We start from the raw sequence: 19,144 nt of genomic DNA on the forward strand, positions 1-19,144 counted from the left end.
CTAAGCCTTGACCCTCACGGTGTGTTCGTGGCACCAGTCCCGGCAACAGATCAATTGAACGGCAACCGACCCATGTCTGCAGCGACGATCCCCGACCACATGAACCCCAAGCGCTCGTTCCAGGCGTTGATCCTGACGCTTCACAGCTATTGGGCGGACAAGGGTTGTGCGGTGCTGCAGCCCTACGACATGGAAGTCGGGGCGGGCACGTTCCATCCGGCAACGACGCTGCGCGCCCTCGGGCCAAAGCCCTGGAAGGCTGCATACGTGCAGCCCTCGCGCCGTCCGTCCGACGGCCGCTACGGCGAAAACCCGAACCGCCTGCAGCACTATTATCAGTATCAGGTCATCCTGAAGCCGAACCCGCCGAACCTACAGGAACTTTACCTCGGCTCGCTGGAGGCGATCGGACTCGACCCGTTACTGCATGATATCCGCTTCGTCGAGGACGATTGGGAAAGCCCAACGCTCGGCGCCTGGGGCCTCGGCTGGGAGTGCTGGTGCGACGGCATGGAAGTCTCGCAGTTCACCTATTTCCAGCAGGTCTGCGGCCTCGAGTGCTCGCCGGTCGCCGGTGAGCTGACCTACGGTCTCGAGCGCCTCGCCATGTATGTCCAGGGTGTCGACAACGTCTACGACCTGAACTTCAACGGCCGCGAAGGGGACGAGAAAATCAGCTACGGCGACGTCTTCCTGCAGGCCGAGCAGGAGTACTCGCGCCACAACTTCGAATTCGCCAACACCGAGATGCTGCACCGGCACTTCATCGACGCCGAGAAGGAGTGCCAGGCGCTGCTCGCCGCCGGTGCGCCCGGCGACAGCGATAATCAGAAGCTGCACAAATGCGTCTTCCCGGCCTATGACCAGTGCATCAAGGCAAGTCACGTCTTCAATCTGCTGGATGCGCGCGGCGTGATCTCGGTCACCGAACGGCAGAGCTATATCCTTCGGGTGCGCACGCTCGCCAAGGCCTGTGGCGAAGCCTTCCTGCTGACGGACGCCGGTGGAGCGAATAAAGCCAAGGCGGCTGCGTGACGGGCGGCCGCAACGGCCTCATTCTCCATATCGACGGCACGCCGGGCGCCGTGGCAAGCTGACGGGCGCCCGGATCCTGGCGTCGAGCCTCGATGCGTGCCTCGCTGTTTGACGCTATCGGCAAACCTGCATAGTGTCCGTTGAACTTTACGTCGTTGCGGGGGATTCGCGATGTTTATTGCTCTTGGCGTCATCGTCTTGATCGCGCTCTATATTGTCTTCATTTACAACGGCCTCGTTCGTGCCCGTCAGATGGCCGAGGAAGCCTGGTCCGGCATCGACGTGCAACTGAAGCGACGCGCCGATCTCATTCCCAATCTGATCGAGACCGTCAAAGGCTATGCGAGCCACGAAAAGACGACGCTCGAGGAAGTCGTTGCGCTTCGCAACAAGGCGCAGGCGGTTCCATCCGGCGATGTCGCAGGAAGAGCCCAGGCGGAAGGCCTGCTCGGCCAGGCGCTAGGCCGCGTGCTGGCGCTTGCCGAGGCCTATCCGGACCTGAAGGCCAACGAGAACTTCCGTGAACTGCAGACCTCGCTTGAAACCATGGAGAGCGAGATCCAGATGGCGCGCCGCTATTACAACGGCGCCGCCCGCGATCTCAACGTCAAGGTCGAGAGCTTCCCCTCCAATCTCGTCGCCGGCCAGTTCGGATTCCAGAAGCGGGAGTATTTCGAGATCGCCAACGAGGCCGATCGCGCCGTCCCGACCGTGAAGTTCTGACATCCGCCATTTGCCTTTGCACAAAAGCTGCTATGAGCAGGGAAAGATTGCGGCCGGAAACGGTCCTCGCGCAAAGACGGAAAAGACAAGGCAATGAGTAAAGACAAGCTCACCATCATCCCGCCAGGCAAGCCACTTTCCGGGCGTGCCGTGCCGCCCGGTTCGAAGTCGATCACCAACCGCGCTCTGCTGTTGGCGGGCCTCGCCAAGGGCACGAGCCGGCTGACCGGCGCATTGAAGAGCGACGACACGCGCTACATGGCCGACGCCTTGCGCGCCATGGGCGTCGTCATCGACGAACCCGACGATACGAGCTTCGTGGTCACGGGAAGCGGCAGGCTGCTGCCGCCCGCAGCACCGCTTTTCCTCGGCAATGCCGGAACCGCGACACGGTTCCTCACCGCCGCCGCCGCCCTTGTCGACGGTACGGTCGTGGTCGACGGTGATCAGCATATGCGCAAACGCCCCATCGGCCCCCTGGTCGAGGCGCTTCGTTCGCTTGGCATCGACGCGAGCGCCGAAACCGGTTGCCCGCCGGTCACGGTGAAGGGCACCGGTCGTTTCGAGGCGAACCGCATCCGGATCGATGGCGGTCTCTCCAGCCAGTATGTCTCCGCGCTGCTGATGATGGCTGCAGGCGGCGATCGTCCGGTCGATATCGAGCTGTTGGGCGAGGATATCGGCGCTCTCGGCTATATCGACCTGACCACGGCCGCCATGGGCGCCTTCGGCGCAAAAGTCACCAAGACGAACCCCGTCACGTGGCGCGTCGAGCCGACCGGTTACAGTGCCGCCGATTTCGTCGTCGAACCCGATGCCTCGGCTGCCACCTATCTCTGGGCGGCGGAAGTCCTCACATCAGGCAGGATCGATCTCGGCGTTGCCGCCGGCGCCTTCACGCAGCCGGACGCCAACGCCTACGACATGATCGCCAGGTTCCCGCACCTACCTGCCGAAATCGACGGTTCGCAGATGCAGGACGCGGTTCCGACGCTTGCTGTCCTCGCAGCCTTCAATCAAACACCCGTGCGCTTCATCGGCATTGCCAATCTGCGTGTCAAAGAATGCGACCGCATCCGGGCGCTGTCGACCGGCCTGACGCGGATCCGCGCCGATCTTGCGCGCGAGGAAGGCGACGACCTGATCGTGCAGTCCGATCCGTCGCTGGCCGGCCAGCATCTGCCGGCAGAGATCGACACCTTTGCCGATCACCGCATCGCCATGAGCTTCGCGCTCGCCGGCCTGAAGATCGACGGCATCACCATTCTCGATCCGGATTGCGTCGGCAAGACCTTCCCGGCTTATTGGCGCACGCTGGCAGGACTGGGTGTGAGCTACGGGGACAAGGGCTAACACGATCTGACGCGGCCGGCGCCGCAGGCGGGGGTAAGATGATCCGGCGGCTATTCGGCCTGTGCTTCGTTCTGTTTCTGACGCTTGCCGCAGGCTCGTCCTTCGCGGCGGAGGTCATCAATTCCTTCGCCTCGGACATCGTGCTGGACAAGAGCGGCGCAATGACGGTGACGGAGGCGATCACCGTCAATGCCGAAGGCAACCGTATCCGGCGCGGCATCTTTCGCGATTTTCCGCTGACGCTGAAGGATGCCGACGGCCGTACCGTCCGCGTCGACTTCGACGTGGTCTCGGTCACGCGCGACGGCGGCGACGAGCCGTGGCGCACCGAGTCCATTTCCGGCGGCATTCGCATCTATGCCGGCGCAGAAGATGTGATGCTCAGTTATGGCCGGCATCAATACGTCTTCACCTACCGCACCAATCGCCAGATCCGCTATTTCCCCGAGCATGACGAACTCTATTGGAACGTCACGGGCAACGGCTGGATCTTTCCGATCCTGTCGGCGACCGCCTCCGTGAAACTGCCCGAGGGCGTGAGTGCGACGGACACGGCTTTCTTCACCGGACCACTCGGCGCGGTCGACAAGAATGCGCGCGTGTCGACAAGCGGCGGTCGCCTGCTGTTTTCGACCACGCAGCCGCTGGATGCCGGCGAGGGGCTGACGATTGCGGTCAAGATGCCGAAGGGCTCGATAGACCCGCCGAACTCGAGCGATGCACAGCGTTGGTGGCTGAGCGACAACCGCGACTATTTCATCGGCTTCGGCGGGTTGATCCTCGTCTTTCTCTACTATACGCGCTCGTGGCTGAAAGTGGGCCGCGATCCGGCACGCGGCGTTGTCGTGCCGCGTTGGGATCCGCCCGAAGGCATTTCACCGGCGTTGGTGAATTACATCGACAATCGCGGCTTCTCCGGACAGGGATGGACGGCACTGTCGGCGACAGCGCTCAATCTCGCCGTGCGCGGCTATGTCGTTCTGGACGATCTCAAGCAGTCGATCGTCATCCGCCGGACCGACAAGCCGACGGGCAAGGAAAAGCTGGAGGCCGGCGAAGCGAGCCTGCTCAACGCAGTGGGCAGCAAAGGCTCACTGGCGATCGACAAGGCGAACGGCGAGCGCGTGAAATCCGTCGGCGACAGTTTCCGTTCCGCCATCGAACGCGAGCATCGCGGTAAATACTACAATTCCAATTCCGGTTATACCGCGGGCGGCCTTGTACTGAGCGCCGTTGCGCTCGCCGCCCTGTTCGTCTTCGGGACTTTGGAACCCGAGACGATCGCCCTGATGATCATTCCGATCGTGGTGACCGCCTTCGTTTCTGTCTTCATTGGAGGCTTCGCGAAATCGTTCCGTCCGGGCCAGTCGCTGGGCGGCAAGATCGTCGCGGTGATTGCGATCGCGGTCGCTGCCTTCGTCGGTTTCAGCATCCTTTCGTCGCTGGCGCTGGCGCTTTTTTCGTCGCTGGTGGACCTTCATGAGACGCCGATGCTGTTTGCCATCGGCGGCATCGTGCTTCTGAACGTGCTGTACGTTTTCATCATGGGTGCCCCGACCCCGCTCGGCGCAAAGCTCACGGATGGCATTGACGGCCTGCGCCAGTATCTGACGCTCGCCGAAAAGGACCGCATGAACATGGCGGGCGCACCGGAAATGTCGCCGCAGCATTTCGAGAAGCTGTTGCCCTACGCCGTGGCGCTCGGAGTCGAGAAGCCCTGGAGCCGGACCTTCGAGGTCTGGCTCGCGGCCGCCGCCGCAGGCGTGGCCGGCGCCGCGGCCTATCATCCGGGCTGGTATTCCGGAAACTTCAGCGGCGGCAATTTCTCCGATCGCATTGGCGGCTTCTCGTCCTCCATGGCCTCGACCATGGCCTCGACGCTTCCCTCTCCACCGCCGAGTTCATCCTCGGGATTCTCGGGCGGCGGCAGCAGCGGCGGCTCTTCCGGCGGCGGTGGCGGCGGCGGGGGCGGTGGCGGCTGGTGAGCATTCTCGCTTGACCCGGGCAAGCATTCGGCTTGACCCCGGGCAAGCATTCTCGCTTGACCTTTCGCCTCTCTCCCCTTAACCGCCAGACGGAAACGCGAAAGGGACGGGCATGAAGGTTCTGTTGATCGGATCGGGCGGACGCGAACACGCTCTCGCCTGGAAACTGGCGCAGTCGCCGTTGATGACGCAATTCTACGCCGCCCCCGGCAATCCCGGCATCGCCGAGCATGCGACGCTGGTCGCCGTCGATGTCGATGACCATGACGCCGTCATCGGCTTCTGCAAGGAAAAGGCGATCGACTTCATCATCGTCGGTCCGGAAGCGCCGCTGGTCGCGGGCCTTGCCGACCGGCTGCGTACGACAGGTTTTGCCGTCTTCGGTCCTTCCGCGGCTGCCGCCCAGCTGGAAGGCTCCAAGGGTTTCACCAAGGACATCTGCGCCCGCTACGATATTCCGACCGGCGCCTACCAGCGCTTCAACAACGCGCCCAAGGCCAAGGCCTATATCAGGGAGCAGGGCGCCCCGATCGTCGTCAAGGCAGACGGCCTCGCAGCCGGAAAAGGCGTCACCGTGGCGATGACCGTCGACGAGGCGCTTGCCGCAGTTGACGATTGCTTCGAAGGAGCGTTCGGCACAGCCGGCGCCGAAGTCGTGGTCGAAGCCTATCTCGATGGCGAGGAAGCAAGCTTCTTTTGCCTCTGCGACGGCAAGCACGCGCTGGCGCTCGCAACCGCCCAGGATCACAAGCGGGTGGGCGAGGGCGATACCGGCCCGAACACCGGCGGCATGGGCGCCTATTCGCCGGCGCCTGTCATGACGCCCGAGATGGTGGAGCGCACGATGAAGGAAATCATCGAGCCGACTATGCGCGGCATGGCCGAAAGTGGCTATCCCTTCTCCGGTGTCTTCTTCGCCGGCCTGATGATCACGGAGAAAGGCCCCGAGCTTATCGAATACAACGTCCGCTTCGGCGACCCTGAATGCCAGGTGCTGATGATGCGGCTGAAGAGCGATCTGCTGCCGATCCTGCTTGCCACCGCCAACGGCACGCTGGATCAGGTCGAAGCGGAATGGAGCGACGATCCCGCCCTGACCGTCGTCATGGCGTCGAAAGGATATCCCGGCTCCTATGACAAGAACACGCCGATCCGCCACATCCCGGAAGCGGGAGACGGCGCCAAGGTGTTTCATGCCGGCACGGCTTTGCAAGACGGCGCACTGGTTGCCACCGGCGGCCGCGTTCTGAACGTCACGGCCGCGGGAAAGACCGTTGGTGACGCCCGGGACCACGCCTATGCCCTGCTGGACAAGGTGGATTGGGACAACGGCTTCTGCCGCCGCGACATCGGCTGGCGTGCGATCGAGCGCGAAAAAGACTGATCCGGATCGAAATCAGGTCAGTTCTTTAAATTTTTACCCTTTCCCCTGACGGGATGGAAACAAAGGCACGCTAATGCTGCTCTCATCGTGAGACGGAGTGGTTCCATGCGTCAAATCTTCCTCGGTGCAGTCGGCGTGTTCGCGGCGAGTTCTGCTCTGGCATCCTCGCTTGAGGTGATCGGGTCCGAAGCGCAGGCCGGCAACGGCAGCATCGTCGTCAAGCAATGCCAGACTTGCCCGCCGCTTCAGGCCGTGCAGGTCAAGAAGGAGTACGTGGTTCCCACGCTCGCTGACGGTGCCTTTCAGCAGTCTCAGATCCGCGACGTCGGCGGCGAAAAGAAATTGTACCGCACGGAAGGCTGGATGGGCGGATCGCCCATCGTGTTCGTGACCAAGGCCCCGACCGAAACCATGACCGCATCCGCACCGCCCGATGGCATCGATCTTGCCGCGACCACGTCCGCCGTCATCGGTAGCGACGCCAAGCCCGTTGCCGCAGGCGTTGCCGGGCCTGCGGTGGAACCAATCGCGCCGCTGGACGTTTCTTCTTTCAAGTTGAGACCCTAATCCAAAGTTCCCTGCCCCTTCCGCCCAACGTTTCGGTCGATCGGGGTTCCACCCCTGAGGTGGACAAAATGCGCCCCTGAAGAGAAGCGGGGGCGCATTTTCTATTCCAGCGCGCAATCGCACGTGACACTCCCGTAAAAACGAAAATGTTAAAGTATTTACAAAAATATACCGGTTATTTTTGATAGCTGCGTCGAGCCCGCATTTGCGGAGTTCTTAAAAGATCGTTCAGCCCTTCACTCTAATTTTAGCAATATGCCGGTGGGCGCATGATTGCGGTCGCAACGCGCATTGCAGCGCGCAGGTCGGGAGTCCCCGATCCGGAGTTGCCCTTTCACTCCCACTTGCGAGACATCCGTGAAAAAGCTCAAAATCGCGCATCAGCTCTTCGCCCTTGTCGGCGTGCTGATGGCCGCATTTGCCGTAGCCACCTATTTTCAGATCCGCACCACGTCGCAGGCGATCTACGACGACCGCTTCGACCTTCTCCGCACTCAGGTCGAGTCCGCGATCTCCGTTCTGGATGCCTACAACCAGCGCGAAAAAGCTGGTGAGATGACGCATGAGGCTGCACAAACCGAGGCTTTCAAGGTTCTGTCCAAGATCAAGTACGAACCCAACGGCTATATCTTCGGTTATGACTACAACGTCGTCCAGCGCTTCCATCCGAGCCCTGTCAACATCGGCAAGGACATGAGCGGCCAGGTCGACCAGGCCGGTACCTATTTCAGCAAGGATATGGTCGACAAGGGCAAGGCCGGCGGCGGTCGCACGATCTACTATTGGAGCAAACCGGGTCAGCCGGAAGATCTGCGCTTCCAGAAGGGCGCCTATTCGGCTTCCTTCGAACCGTGGCAGCTCGTCGTGTCGAGTGGTATCTATTTCGATGACCTCGAGAAGCAGATCAATGCCGCCATCTGGAAGGCACTCGTCGCCTGCGGCATCATTGCTGCCGCCGGTATCGCCGCCGGTTACTATCTCATCCGCAGCATTACCAAGCCCCTGCAGGACGTCCATCGCACACTTGAAGCGGTCGCCAACGAAAATGTCACGGCCGCCATTCCGCATGCTGAATTGAACAACGAAATCGGCATGATGGCAAAGGCTACCAGGTCCCTGCAGGAAAAGGTCAGAGAGCGGCACACCATGTCCGAGCGCCAAGCCGCCCAGCAGATGGCGCTTGACGGCGAACGCGAAAGCAATCAACGCCTACAGCGAGACGAAGCGACCGCTCAGTCACGCGTCGTCTCCACGATCGGCCAGGCGCTCGAGCAGATCGCCCGCGGCGACCTCACTGTTCGCTGCGGCGACCTCGGCCAGAACTATGCGGCCCTGCGCGACAATTTCAACGACGCCCTGTCGCATCTCGAGGTGGCGATGTCGAAGGTCAGCGCCAAAGGTGGCGACATCAGTGTCAGCAAGGACGAAATCCGCCGCGCATCCAACGATCTGTCGCAGCGCACGGAGCGTCAGGCGGCCAGCCTGGAGGAAACCTCGGCCGCCATCGACGAGTTGAGCGTCGCTGTTCGCCATACCGCTGAAGGCGCCCATGAAGCCAGCAAGCGTGTTCACGCCGTCAGCACGGAGGCAACGCGCAGCGATGCCGTTGTCACACAGGCGATCGAGGCCATGAGCGGCATCGAGAAGTCGTCCGACGAGATCGGCAAGATCATCGGCGTCATCGATGACATCGCCTTCCAGACCAACCTGCTGGCGCTGAATGCCGGTGTTGAGGCCGCCCGCGCTGGCGAATCCGGCAAGGGCTTCGCCGTCGTCGCACAGGAAGTCCGAGAACTGGCACAGCGCTCCGCCGCTGCCGCCAAGGAGATCAAGGATCAGATTGCCCGTTCGTCCGGTCAGGTTGACCAGGGCGTTCGCCTCGTTGGCGAAGCAGGCGAAGCGTTGAAACGGATTTCCGATCAGATCAAGGCTGCCAGTGACATCGTCTCGAAGATCGCCCACAGCGCCGCCGAGCAGGATACGACGCTGCGCTCGATTTCTTCGTCGATCAACCAGCTCGACGCCGCGACCCAACAGAACGCCGCTATGGCCGAGGAAACCACCGCGTCGGCCGAATCGCTGGCAAGCGATACCGATGAACTGCTGGACCTGATCCGCGGCTTCCGCGTCGGCGGCTCGGACCACACCACAGGCCAGACACGCCGCGCAGCATAAGCTCTGACAGCAAGACAACGAATACGGCCGCCGGAGAAATCCGGCGGCCGTGTGTACTGATACGGTCGCCAGCAGCGAGCGAAAGCTATCCGGAAGTCGCGTCACCTGCGGCGTCACACGCCGAAAGCCGTGCCACCAATGCCTCGATCTCCCGGTCGGAATAGACCGCTATGCCGGCCTGCTCCAGAAGCGCAGCGGTGACCCCGCGCCCGCGCTGTCGCGCTCCCGAAAACGAACCGTCATAGATGAAGCCGGAGCCGCAGGACGGGCTGCCGTCGATCAACAGCGCGAAGCCGCAGCCGGTTTTGGTGGCGAGCCGCAAGGCGTTCTCCGCCGCCTGCCGGAAGGTTTCGGTCACGTCGCCGCCGGTGATCTCGACAACACGTGCGCCGCCTGACAGCACATCCTCGCCGGTTGCGCCGCCCGCGATTTCCGCAGGCGGCCGCGGCACCGACATGCCGACTGACATTTCCGGGCAGATCGTCACCAGCCGCCCTTCCTCGCGCCACCGGTCGATGGCCGGATGCACGAGCGGCTTCGAATTGCCGTCATAACGAACGGCATGGCCCATGAGGCAGGCGCTGACGAGAATTCTCTTCATCTCTTGGGAATAGCGTGCAGCACATGATAGTTCCAGCCTTCAGCGTCCTGAAGCGCCTCGATTCTCGATGCCGCCGCCAGAAGACCCTCCAGCCGAAAAAGGATTGCCGTGATCTCGAAAACGCGCCGATGCAAGCCCGCCGCACTCTCTGGGACGCCATGACTGCTCTCGCGATCTATGCAGGGCTGTTTGTGATCTCTTTCGCGGCAGCGACGATATTCCCGATGCAATCGGAGGTCGGGCTGGTCGGCCTCATCCTCACCGGGGAGTATTCGACCGTGCTGCTGGTCGCCGTCGCCAGCGCGGGAAACGTGCTGGGTTCCGTACTGAACTGGCTGCTTGGCGTCGGCATGGAGCGCTTCCGCGGGAAGCGTTGGTTTCCCGTTCGCGAAGCTGCGCTCGACAGGGCGCAGCGCTGGTATCGCCGCTACGGCAAGTGGTCGTTGCTGGCAAGCTGGGTGCCCATCGTCGGCGATCCCATCACCGTTGTGGCGGGTGTGCTCAAGGAGCCGTTCGCGACCTTCTTGCTGCTCGTTGCCGTCGCCAAGACCGCGCGCTACGCGGTTCTGGCGGTTGCAACGGCAGGCGTTGTGGGCTGACGCCAACCAGTCTGGGATCGATCAGCCCGAGATCTTCGAGAAGTCCGCGACCGTGCCCGTTGCCTCGCGAATGAGGCGCAGCAGTGCCAGGCGGTTGGCACGGATCGCTGCATCCTCGTCGTTGACGAGCACGTCGGTGAAGAAGCGATCGACCGGTGCACGCAGCTTCGAAAGCGCTTCCATCGCCGAACGGAAGTCCTCCTTGGCGATCGCCTCCGAAGCCTCGGCTGACGCCTTGGTGATCGCTGCACAGAGCTCCTTCTCGGCATCGAGCTTCAGCAGGGGTTCGGAAACACCATCGGCGACCACGGTGCCCTTCTTCTCTTCGGCCGCCAGCAGCTGCGTCGCGCGCTTGGTGCCGGCCAAGAGGTTCTTGCCGTCGTCCGAGGTGATGAATGCCGTCAGGGCCTCGACGCGGCGGGCAACCATCAGGAGGTCGTCGGTCTCGGGCGTCAGCACGGCATCGATGAGGTCGTAGCGTGCGCCCTGGTCGCGCAGGTAGACCTTCAGGCGGTCGTGGAAGAAGGAGAGGAGGTCGAGCTGACGCGACAGGCCATCGCCGGCGATGCCGTGGGAGGTGAGATAGTCTCCGCCCTGCTTTGCTTTTTCGCCGGTCTGTTTTACTGCGATGTCGGCATCGATGCGGCCCATGTGGCTTTCGATCCGTGGCAGCAGCATCAGGCGCACGCGCCGTTCGAGGAGGATGCGGATGACGCCGAGGGCTGCGCGGCGCAGCGCAAATGGATCCTTCGAGCCGGTCGGCTTCTCGTCGACGGCCCAGAAACCGATAAGGGTATCCAGCTTGTCGGCCAATGCGACGGTTATCGCAATCTTGTCCTCGGGCACCTGTTCGGTGGGGCCCATCGGCTTCCAGTGATCTTCGATAGCGGCCGAGACCGCGGCCTCTTCGCCCTGCAGAACCGCATACTTGCGCCCCATGACGCCCTGCAGTTCCGGAAACTCGCCGACAGCCTCGGTGCGCAGGTCAGCCTTCGCAAGCACGACGGCCCGGTCGACCAGCTTGTAGTCGGCGCCAACAGGAAAGGCGACCTTCGCGGCCATGGCGCGGATGCGCTCCACGCGCTCGCCCTGGGTGCCGAGCTTGGCATGGAATGTCACATTCAAAGCGTCGAGCTTGGCCATCCGCTGGTCGAGCGGCTTCTTCAGGTCGAGACTGAACTTGGCGGCGGACGCTTCGAGTGTCTGCAGATCAGGCAGATCGCCCTGGTCGCGCTTCCAGAAATGCAGCGCGTCGGAGAGACGGGCACGCACCACCTTGCCGTTGCCATGGATGATTTCCTTGCCCCCGTCGCTGGCTTCGATGTTGGAGATGAGGATGAAATTGTTGGAAAGCGTCTCGTCGCCCTGTTTGCGGGTCACGAAGCACTTCTGGTTCGTCTTGATGGTCAGCCGGATGATTTCGGACGGGATCGAGAGGTAGTCCTCCTCGAAGCTGCCCAACAGCACCTGCGGCCATTCGACTAGGCCCGAGACCTCCTCTAGGAGGCCTTCGTCCTCGACCAATTCCAGCCCGTTCGCAAAGGCGATGTCGCGGGCGTCGTGCAGGATGATGTCCTTGCGGCGCTCTGCGTCGAGGATCACCTTGGCCTTTTCGAGACTGGCGACGTAATCGTCGAAGCGCTTGACGGTGATGGCGCCAGGCGCATGGAAACGGTGGCCGTAGGTTACGTTGGAGGCGACGATGCCGCCGATCTCGAACGGAATGACTGTCGTTTCTTCATGCTCCGTGCCGAACATGCAGACGATGGATTGCAGCGGACGGACCCAGCGGAGCGAGCCTGGCTGCGACGAGGCCTTGCCCCAGCGCATCGGCTTCGGCCACGGAAAATCGCGAACGATGCCGGGCATGACGCCGGCGATAATCTCTTCGGCGCTGCGGCCGGGCCTTGAGATGATGGCAACGTAGAAATCGCCCTTCTTCGGGTCGCTCTGAACCTCGGCCTCGGCAATCGAGGAAAGGCCGGCGCCGCGCAGGAAGCCTTCGATCGCCTTTTCGTTGGCGTCGGTGCGCGGTCCCTTGCGCTCCTCGCGCACGTCGGCTGAGCGGGCGGTCAGGCCGCGGATGTCGAGCGTTAGCCGGCGCGGCGTCCAGTATTCGCGCGCACCCTCGTAGGAAAGTCCTGCCTCCACAAGCGCGTCTGTAACGAGCTTCTTCAGGTCGCCCGCAGCCTTGCGCTGCAAGCGGGCCGGGATCTCTTCGGAACGGAGTTCTAGGAGCAGGTCTGGCATGTTACTTTCCTTGCCTTCTCCGGGGAAGGCGCCATAAAGGCGGGTCTGAAAACGGTCGCCTCTGCTAGCAAAGAAAGACGCATCTGCACAACCGCAAAAAGCGGAAGAGGGTCGCGGGTGGGTGATTTGCGGGCGGTGTGGCGGTGCAGGCCTCTCATCCGGCTGCCGCCATCTTCTCCCCGAGGGGAGAAGGAATTTGCCGCGAGGCCTTCCTCCGCCTCAAGCGTCTGCGTTGGGAAACGGGCGAGCGGGCGCCACAAGTCTCTTGTCCTCAGGGGGGGAGAAGGTGCCGGCAGGCGGATGAGGGAGCTACGCTGCACAGCACGCACGGCCGAAATCCTCCACCTTCCGCTGTGGAAACCCCCATCGGGCATTGCCTTGCCGCTTTTCGCCGCTATTGTCCGCCAACTTTTGTGAAACGCAGGATTTCTCATGGCTGCTGATCTTCGCTCGCTTGCCGCCGTCATCGCTTCCGAAATCAACGCCCGGCCGGATCAGGCCAAGGCCGCAATCGAGCTGCTCGACGAGGGCGCGACGGTGCCGTTCATCGCCCGCTACCGCAAGGAAGTGACAGGTGGGCTGGATGACACGCAGCTGCGAAACTTGGCCGAACGGCTCGTCTACCTGCGCGAACTCGAAGCCCGCCGCGACACGATTGTCGAATCCATCAACGGCCAGGGCAAGATGACCGACGAGCTGTCGGGCAAGATCACCGCCGCTGCCACCAAGGCCGAGCTGGAGGATCTCTATCTGCCCTACAAGCCGAAGCGCCGCACGCGTGCTGAAATTGCCCGCGAACGTGGCCTTGCGCCGCTCGCCGAAGCGATACTTGGCGACCGCTCGAAGCAGCCTGCGACGCTGGCGGAGAGCTTTATCACCGCCGATGTGCCCGATGTGAAGGCGGCGCTGGAAGGCGCACGCGACATCGTCGCCGAAGGCATCGCCGAAAACGCCGATCTGCTCGGCAGGCTGCGTGCCCATATGCGTAGCGCGGCCCATCTGAAGGCCAAGGTCGTCGATGGGAAGCAGGCGGCCGGCGAGAAGTTCTCCGACTATTTCGACCACTCGGAGCGCTGGGCAACGGCGCCGGGTCATCGCGCGCTCGCCATGCTGCGCGGCTGGAACGAGGAAGTGCTGACGCTGACCATCGAGGCGGATGCCGAGACCGCCTCTCCGAACAAGCCCGTAGAACGCATGATCGCCGCCGCCTACGAGATCGGCAGCAGCCGCCCCGGCGACCGCTGGCTGATGGACGTCGCGAGCTGGACCTGGCGCGTGAAGCTCTCCATGTCGCTCTCGCTCGACCTGATGCGCGAGCTGCGCGAACGCGCCGAGGAAGAGGCGATCCATGTCTTCGCGCGCAACCTCAAGGACCTGCTGCTGGCCGCACCGGCCGGTTCCCGTGCGACGATGGGCCTCGATCCCGGCATCCGCACGGGCGTCAAGGTCGCCATCACCGATGCAACAGGCAAGGTGGTCGCCACCTCCACCGTCTATCCCTTCCAGCCGCGAAACGACGTGCGCGGCGCCCAGATCGAGCTTGCCTCGCTGATCCGCAAGCACAATGTCGAGCTGATCTCGATCGGCAACGGCACCGGCAGCCGCGAGACGGAAAAGCTGGTGGCCGATATGCTGGCCGAACTCCCGGGCGCCAAGCCGACCAAGGTGATCGTCTCGGAAGCCGGCGCTTCGGTCTATTCGGCCTCGGCCGCTGCCGCCGCCGAGTTCCCGAACCTTGACGTGTCGCTGCGCGGCGCGGTCTCCATTGCCCGCCGCCTGCAAGATCCGCTGGCCGAACTCGTGAAGATCGAGCCGAAGTCGATCGGCGTCGGCCAGTATCAGCACGACGTCGACCAGCAGAAGCTGTCGCGCTCGCTCGATGCCGTGGTCGAGGACGCCGTGAACGCGGTTGGCGTCGATCTCAACACCGCCTCGGCACCGTTGCTGTCGCGCGTCTCTGGTCTCGGTACGTCGATTGCCGAAGCGATCGTCAAGCACCGAGACGAAGAGGGGCGCTTTCAGACCCGCCGCGATCTCCTTAAGGTTGCCCGCCTCGGCCAGCGCACATTCGAGCAATGCGCCGGCTTCCTGCGCATCCGCGACGGCAAGGAGCCGCTTGATGCCTCCTCCGTGCATCCGGAAGCCTACGGCATCGCCAAGAAGATCGTTACCGCCTGCGGCCGCGACCTGCGCTCGCTGATGGGCGACAGCGTTGCGCTGAAGGCCGTCGATCCGCGCCAGTTCATCGACGAGAAGTTCGGTCTTCCGACCGTCAGGGACATCCTCGCGGAGCTGGAAAAGCCCGGGCGCGACCCGCGCCCGAGCTTCAAGACCGCAACCTTCGCCGAAGGTGTCAACGAGATCTCCGACCTCACCCCGGGCATGATGCTTGAAGGGACGGTCACCAACGTCGCCGCCTTCGGTGCGTTCGTCGATATCGGAGTGCATCAGGATGGACTGGTGCACGTCTCGCAGCTTGCCGATCGCTTCGTCAAAGATCCTCACGAAGTGGTCAAGGCGGGCGATGTGGTGAAGGTGCGCGTCGTCGAGGTTGACGCCAAGCGCAAGCGCATCGCGCTGTCGATGCGCAAGGACGACGACTCTTCGGCGTCGGCGCCTCGCGGCGAATCCCGCGGCAATCCGGCCCCTCGTGCCCAGAACGACCGTCGCCCCGCACCTGCCAAGCAGGAGACGCAGGGGGCATTCGGTGCGGCTCTTGCCGAGGCCATGAAGCGAAAATAGAGGCTTGGACATCACATTTGCAGAAATGTCACACTTTGGCAGCCTTGTTGCCAAAGTGTGAAATACGGCGCTTGTAAGGCGAATGATAGCGACTAAGTTGAGTGAGCTATCCTGTCACATTGCGAGGCCTCCGTATGGCGTCGACGTTCTTATCGCTTGTCCAAAAAATCATCCGCAAGGGTAATCTTAAGCTTACGCTAGCCGATGGCGAGACTCATATGATCGGCGACGGCACCGGTGAGCTGGTTGTCGTGCGCATTGCCGATGAGGAGGCGGAGAAGCTCATCCGCCACGATCCCACCCTCAAGCTCGGCGAGATGTACATGGAGGGCCGGTTCATTCTCGAACAGGGCAACATCTACGATTTCCTAGCGACGGTGAAGCAGAACACCATCAACGAGATTTTCGACATCCCGATGGCGGCGCTTCTGATCGGCCGCATGGCCATTCAACAAGTCAAAAGCCGGTTGCCAGTCAACCGCAACAAACGCAACGTCGCTCACCATTACGATCTGTCGGAGCGTCTGTTCGAGCTCTTCCTCGACGAGGACTGGCAATATTCCTGCGCCTACTACAATCCGCCGGGCATCGGCCTGGAGGAGGCGCAACTTGCCAAGAAGCGCCATATCGCCGCCAAGCTTCTGCTGGAGCCGAACCAGAGGGTTCTCGAAATAGGCTCCGGCTGGGGCGGGATGGGCATGTATCTGGCGGAATCGACGCCGGGTCTCGAGCTCACCGGCATCACGCTGAGCGAAGAGCAGCTGAAGATGTCGCGCGAGCGGGCGCGCAAGCGCGGCCTTGCCGATCGCGTCCGCTTCGAGCTGCAGGATTATCGGACGATGAGCGGCAGGACGTTCGACCGCATCGTCTCAGTCGGCATGTTCGAGCATGTCGGCATCGGCAATTTCGACAAGTACTTCAAAAAGGTACACGAACTGCTGGCCGACGACGGCGTTATGCTCCTGCATTCCATCGMCCGGCCGAAGCCGAGCTTTGCCACCAACGCATTCATCGAGAAATATATTTTCCCCCAGGGCTACGTTCCGTCGATCGGGGAGACGCTGCCGCCGATCGAGAAGGCGGGCCTGCTCGTCAGGGACGTTGAAATCCTGCCGCTGCACTACGCCTATACGCTTCGCCACTGGCGCGAGCGCTTCGTGGCGAACAAGGCCGAAGCGGTGGCGCTTTACGACGAACGCTTCTTCCGCATGTGGGAATTCTATCTGGCGGGATCGGAAATCGGCTTCCGCTGGGACGAGCTTTTCATCATGCAGATCCAGATTTCCAAGAACCAGTTTTCGACCCCCGACAATCGCAACTACATTGCGGAGAACGAGGCGAAGCTGAAGGAATTCGAAGCGACGCGTCCACCGCTGGACAAGGTCATTCTCTGACCGGCAAAACGGGGGCGCGGTATCGACCGCGCTTTCTTCGTTTGGAAAGGCATCTTCATGAGCAGTGCATTTCCCGAGATCTGGCTCGTTCGGCACGGTGAAACGGAATGGAGCCTGTCCGGCCGGCATACCGGGCGCAGCGACATTCCATTGACGCCGATCGGCGAGGAGGCCGCCCGCAAACTTGCGCCGCGCCTCGAGGGTCGATCCTTTTCGGCGGTCTGGTCGAGCCCTTCGCRACGCGCCAGAAGCACCTGCAGGCTTGCGGGCTTCGACGCCGGTGCCGTGATCAAGCCCGATTTGGCGGAATGGGACTACGGTGCCTACGAGGGCGTCACCACGAAGGAAATCCTTGCCGGGCGCCCAGGCTGGCAGCTCTTCCGTGACGGATGCCCGAATGGGGAGGTCGCCGCAGATGTCGGAGCAAGGGCCGACAACATGATTGCGCACTTGCGCGAAGCAAACAGCCCTATCCTGATCTTCTCCAGCTCGCACTTCCTGCGCGTCCTCGCCGCGCGGTGGCTCGGTCTACCGCCCGAAGATGGTGCGCGTTTCATTTTGGACACCGCAAGCGTCAGCGTGCTCGGATACGAGCATGACCTGACGGAGCCGGTCATCCGGCGGTGGAATGAGCGTTAGGGCGTCCCGTCCGCTGTGTCGCGGATTGACGCAGCGGGGGTGCGTTCGCAGAACTGCACCTTGACCCGCGCCTCGGCTCGTCGCTAGATGACCGCATGGAGCAGATCGGCGGAATCAACGGGCGCGTTGCGGATGCGCCTTCCAACAACTGGGTTTACCGGGTTTTGCCTCCGTGGCTTTGGCCCTATGCGCAGCTTGCGCGCTGGGACAGGCCGATCGGCTGGCAGCTTCTGATGTGGCCGTGCTTCTGGTCCGCGGCGATGGCGGCAAATGCCGCTGTCCATGTCGGCCGGTTTTCCGGCGCGCAGCTGGTCTTCCATCTCCTGCTCTATTTCATCGGCTCCGTCGCCATGCGCGGGGCAGGCTGCACCTATAACGATCTGGTCGATCACCAGATCGATATGGAAGTTGCCCGCACCCGCTCGCGCCCGCTTCCTTCCGGCCGGGTGACCCGGATGCAGGCAAAGATATTCATGATGCTGCAGGCGGTGGTCGGGCTCTTCGTTGTTCTCCAGTTCAACTGGTTCGCCGTCTTTCTCGGCGTCGTGTCGCTGGGCATAGTGGCGCTTTATCCCTTTGCCAAGCGCTTCACCGACTGGCCGCAGTTTTTCCTGGGGCTTGCCTTCTCCTGGGGCGCGCTGATGGGCTGGGCCGCAATCTTCGGCAGCCTCTCCCTCGCGCCGGTCTTCCTCTACGCCGCCTCGGTGGTCTGGACGATCGGCTACGACACGATCTACGCGCATCAGGACAAGGAAGACGACGAATTGATCGGGGTCCGTTCCACCGCCCGGCTGTTCGGCGAGAGGACGCGGCAGTGGCTGATCGGACTCTATGGACTCACGCTGGTTCTCGCGTTCTGCGCCTTCTTGGCGGCGGGGGTCGGCGTGGTCGCCTATCTCGGGCTGCTCGTGGCTGCCGGCATGTTCGCATGGCAGATCGTGAGGCTGGATATCGACGATCCAGATCAGTGCCTTGCATTGTTCAAATCGAACAACCGCGTCGGCCTGATCATCTTCGCCGGTCTTTTCCTCTCCCTGCTTTTCGTCTTGCCGTAGGCCGAAAACGGAAAGCCCGGCGCGTGCGGCCGGGCTCCTTGTCTGCAACCGTTCGCCGCCTATTTGCGGGCGATGATTTCCTTGCCTTCGATCTTCATCGCCACGCCGAGGGTTCCGGTGGAGCGGCGCACCAGAAAGCGCGGGCGACGATTGGCGAAGTAGGAATGGCGGCGGCGTGGCTTGAGCGTGCTCGTACGCAGATCGCCGAGATGTTCTTCCAGCGGACGCGCGACGCCGTCGGCCTCGACCATCAGCATGGGAATGCGGAAAGCCTCCGACCAGCCGCGCCAATCGGCGGCGATGTCGGAGAGGTCGTGGGCGACCAGCAATGGTACGCAAAGCTCGGGGTCTTCGTGGTGCAGTTCAAGCGTGACGGTCACTTCACCGTTGCCATGGTCGATGGCGCGTGCGGCAACGCCCTTGAACGCCCGCTTCGGCAGCGCGATCGAAAGTGGCAGGCCGCTTGAGGGAAGGATCTTGCGGAGAATGGCGCCGCGTTCGTCGATCGTTATGCTGACGTCGGCTGTGGAGTCGTGGATGGCGTAGCTGACCTGCTGGGGAAAGCGCGACGGATCGAGACGCAGTGTCGTTCCAGCCCATGCGGGCTTCATAACGGTGTTGCTCATGTTCATTCTACCCTTG

Annotated in this window: 15 protein-coding genes; 12 read left to right on the forward strand and 3 right to left on the reverse strand. The window is 62.7% G+C overall.

The genetic code is table 11. The features are described 5' to 3' along the window. The first annotated feature begins 72 nt into the window (after positions 1–72). From AC1DMK_RS15630 to AC1DMK_RS15660, 7 genes are all read left to right on the forward strand, one after another. A complete protein-coding gene (locus tag AC1DMK_RS15630) occupies positions 73–1,035 on the forward strand; it encodes a glycine--tRNA ligase subunit alpha (RefSeq protein WP_477860191.1) in 963 nt (320 codons plus the stop codon). A gap of 171 nt (positions 1,036–1,206) precedes the next feature. Next, the gene (locus AC1DMK_RS15635; protein WP_037059787.1) at positions 1,207–1,758 is read left to right on the forward strand and encodes a LemA family protein; all 552 of its coding nucleotides are present in this window, start codon (positions 1,207–1,209) and stop codon (positions 1,756–1,758) included. Between the two features lie 93 nt (positions 1,759–1,851). Then, positions 1,852–3,111, forward strand: coding sequence for a 3-phosphoshikimate 1-carboxyvinyltransferase (locus AC1DMK_RS15640; RefSeq protein ID WP_477860193.1), 1,260 nt, complete (start codon positions 1,852–1,854; stop codon positions 3,109–3,111). 38 nt (positions 3,112–3,149) lie between these two features. Further along, positions 3,150–5,096 (forward strand): DUF2207 domain-containing protein, encoded by a 1,947-nt coding sequence (locus tag AC1DMK_RS15645; RefSeq protein ID WP_477860194.1) that lies wholly within the window; start codon positions 3,150–3,152, stop codon positions 5,094–5,096. Between the two features lie 112 nt (positions 5,097–5,208). Further along, the gene (gene purD / locus AC1DMK_RS15650; protein WP_477860196.1) at positions 5,209–6,480 is read left to right on the forward strand and encodes a phosphoribosylamine--glycine ligase; all 1,272 of its coding nucleotides are present in this window, start codon (positions 5,209–5,211) and stop codon (positions 6,478–6,480) included. A 105-nt stretch (positions 6,481–6,585) separates the two neighbouring features. Then, complete coding sequence (locus AC1DMK_RS15655; RefSeq protein WP_037059796.1) at positions 6,586–7,047, forward strand: plant virulence effector HPE1-like domain-containing protein; 462 nt, start codon at positions 6,586–6,588, stop codon at positions 7,045–7,047. Positions 7,048–7,404: 357 nt separating this feature from the next. After that, on the forward strand, positions 7,405–9,222 hold the full coding sequence (locus AC1DMK_RS15660; protein WP_477860198.1) for a methyl-accepting chemotaxis protein: 1,818 nt from the start codon (positions 7,405–7,407) through the stop codon (positions 9,220–9,222). 85 nt (positions 9,223–9,307) lie between these two features. Here the strand turns inward: AC1DMK_RS15660 and AC1DMK_RS15665 are convergent, their stop codons facing one another. Next, positions 9,308–9,823: a 2-thiouracil desulfurase family protein gene (locus tag AC1DMK_RS15665; RefSeq protein ID WP_037059799.1), complete on the reverse strand. Its 516-nt coding sequence runs from the start codon at positions 9,821–9,823 to the stop codon at positions 9,308–9,310. 158 nt (positions 9,824–9,981) lie between these two features. Here AC1DMK_RS15665 and AC1DMK_RS15670 point away from each other — a divergent pair, with 158 nt between their 5' ends. Continuing rightward, positions 9,982–10,422, forward strand: coding sequence for a YqaA family protein (locus tag AC1DMK_RS15670; RefSeq protein ID WP_477860363.1), 441 nt, complete (start codon positions 9,982–9,984; stop codon positions 10,420–10,422). Between the two features lie 21 nt (positions 10,423–10,443). On the opposite strand, the gene glyS is transcribed toward AC1DMK_RS15670, so the two are convergent. Beyond that, positions 10,444–12,672, reverse strand: coding sequence for a glycine--tRNA ligase subunit beta (gene glyS, locus AC1DMK_RS15675; RefSeq protein WP_037059800.1), 2,229 nt, complete (start codon positions 12,670–12,672; stop codon positions 10,444–10,446). Between the two features lie 432 nt (positions 12,673–13,104). Between glyS and AC1DMK_RS15680 the strand changes: the two genes are divergently transcribed. The 4 genes from AC1DMK_RS15680 to ubiA all read left to right on the forward strand — a co-directional run bounded on the left by AC1DMK_RS15680 (position 13,105) and on the right by ubiA (position 18,502). Next, a complete protein-coding gene (locus AC1DMK_RS15680) occupies positions 13,105–15,414 on the forward strand; it encodes a Tex family protein (RefSeq protein ID WP_477860200.1) in 2,310 nt (769 codons plus the stop codon). 134 nt (positions 15,415–15,548) lie between these two features. After that, positions 15,549–16,808 carry a class I SAM-dependent methyltransferase gene (locus tag AC1DMK_RS15685; protein WP_477860202.1) on the forward strand — a complete coding sequence of 420 codons (1,260 nt, stop codon included), beginning with the start codon at positions 15,549–15,551 and terminating at the stop codon, positions 16,806–16,808. Between the two features lie 57 nt (positions 16,809–16,865). Next, entirely contained in the window at positions 16,866–17,447 is a 582-nt protein-coding gene (locus AC1DMK_RS15690) for a histidine phosphatase family protein (protein ID WP_477860204.1), read from the forward strand. Positions 17,448–17,542: 95 nt separating this feature from the next. After that, positions 17,543–18,502 (forward strand): 4-hydroxybenzoate octaprenyltransferase, encoded by a 960-nt coding sequence (gene ubiA / locus AC1DMK_RS15695; RefSeq protein WP_037059804.1) that lies wholly within the window; start codon positions 17,543–17,545, stop codon positions 18,500–18,502. 59 nt (positions 18,503–18,561) lie between these two features. Here ubiA and AC1DMK_RS15700 read toward each other — a convergent pair whose 3' ends face one another. After that, positions 18,562–19,128, reverse strand: coding sequence for a DUF6101 family protein (locus tag AC1DMK_RS15700; protein ID WP_037060019.1), 567 nt, complete (start codon positions 19,126–19,128; stop codon positions 18,562–18,564). Between the last annotated feature and the right edge of the window lie 16 nt (positions 19,129–19,144).

This window comes from Rhizobium sp. 05L419 (assembly GCF_056397845.1).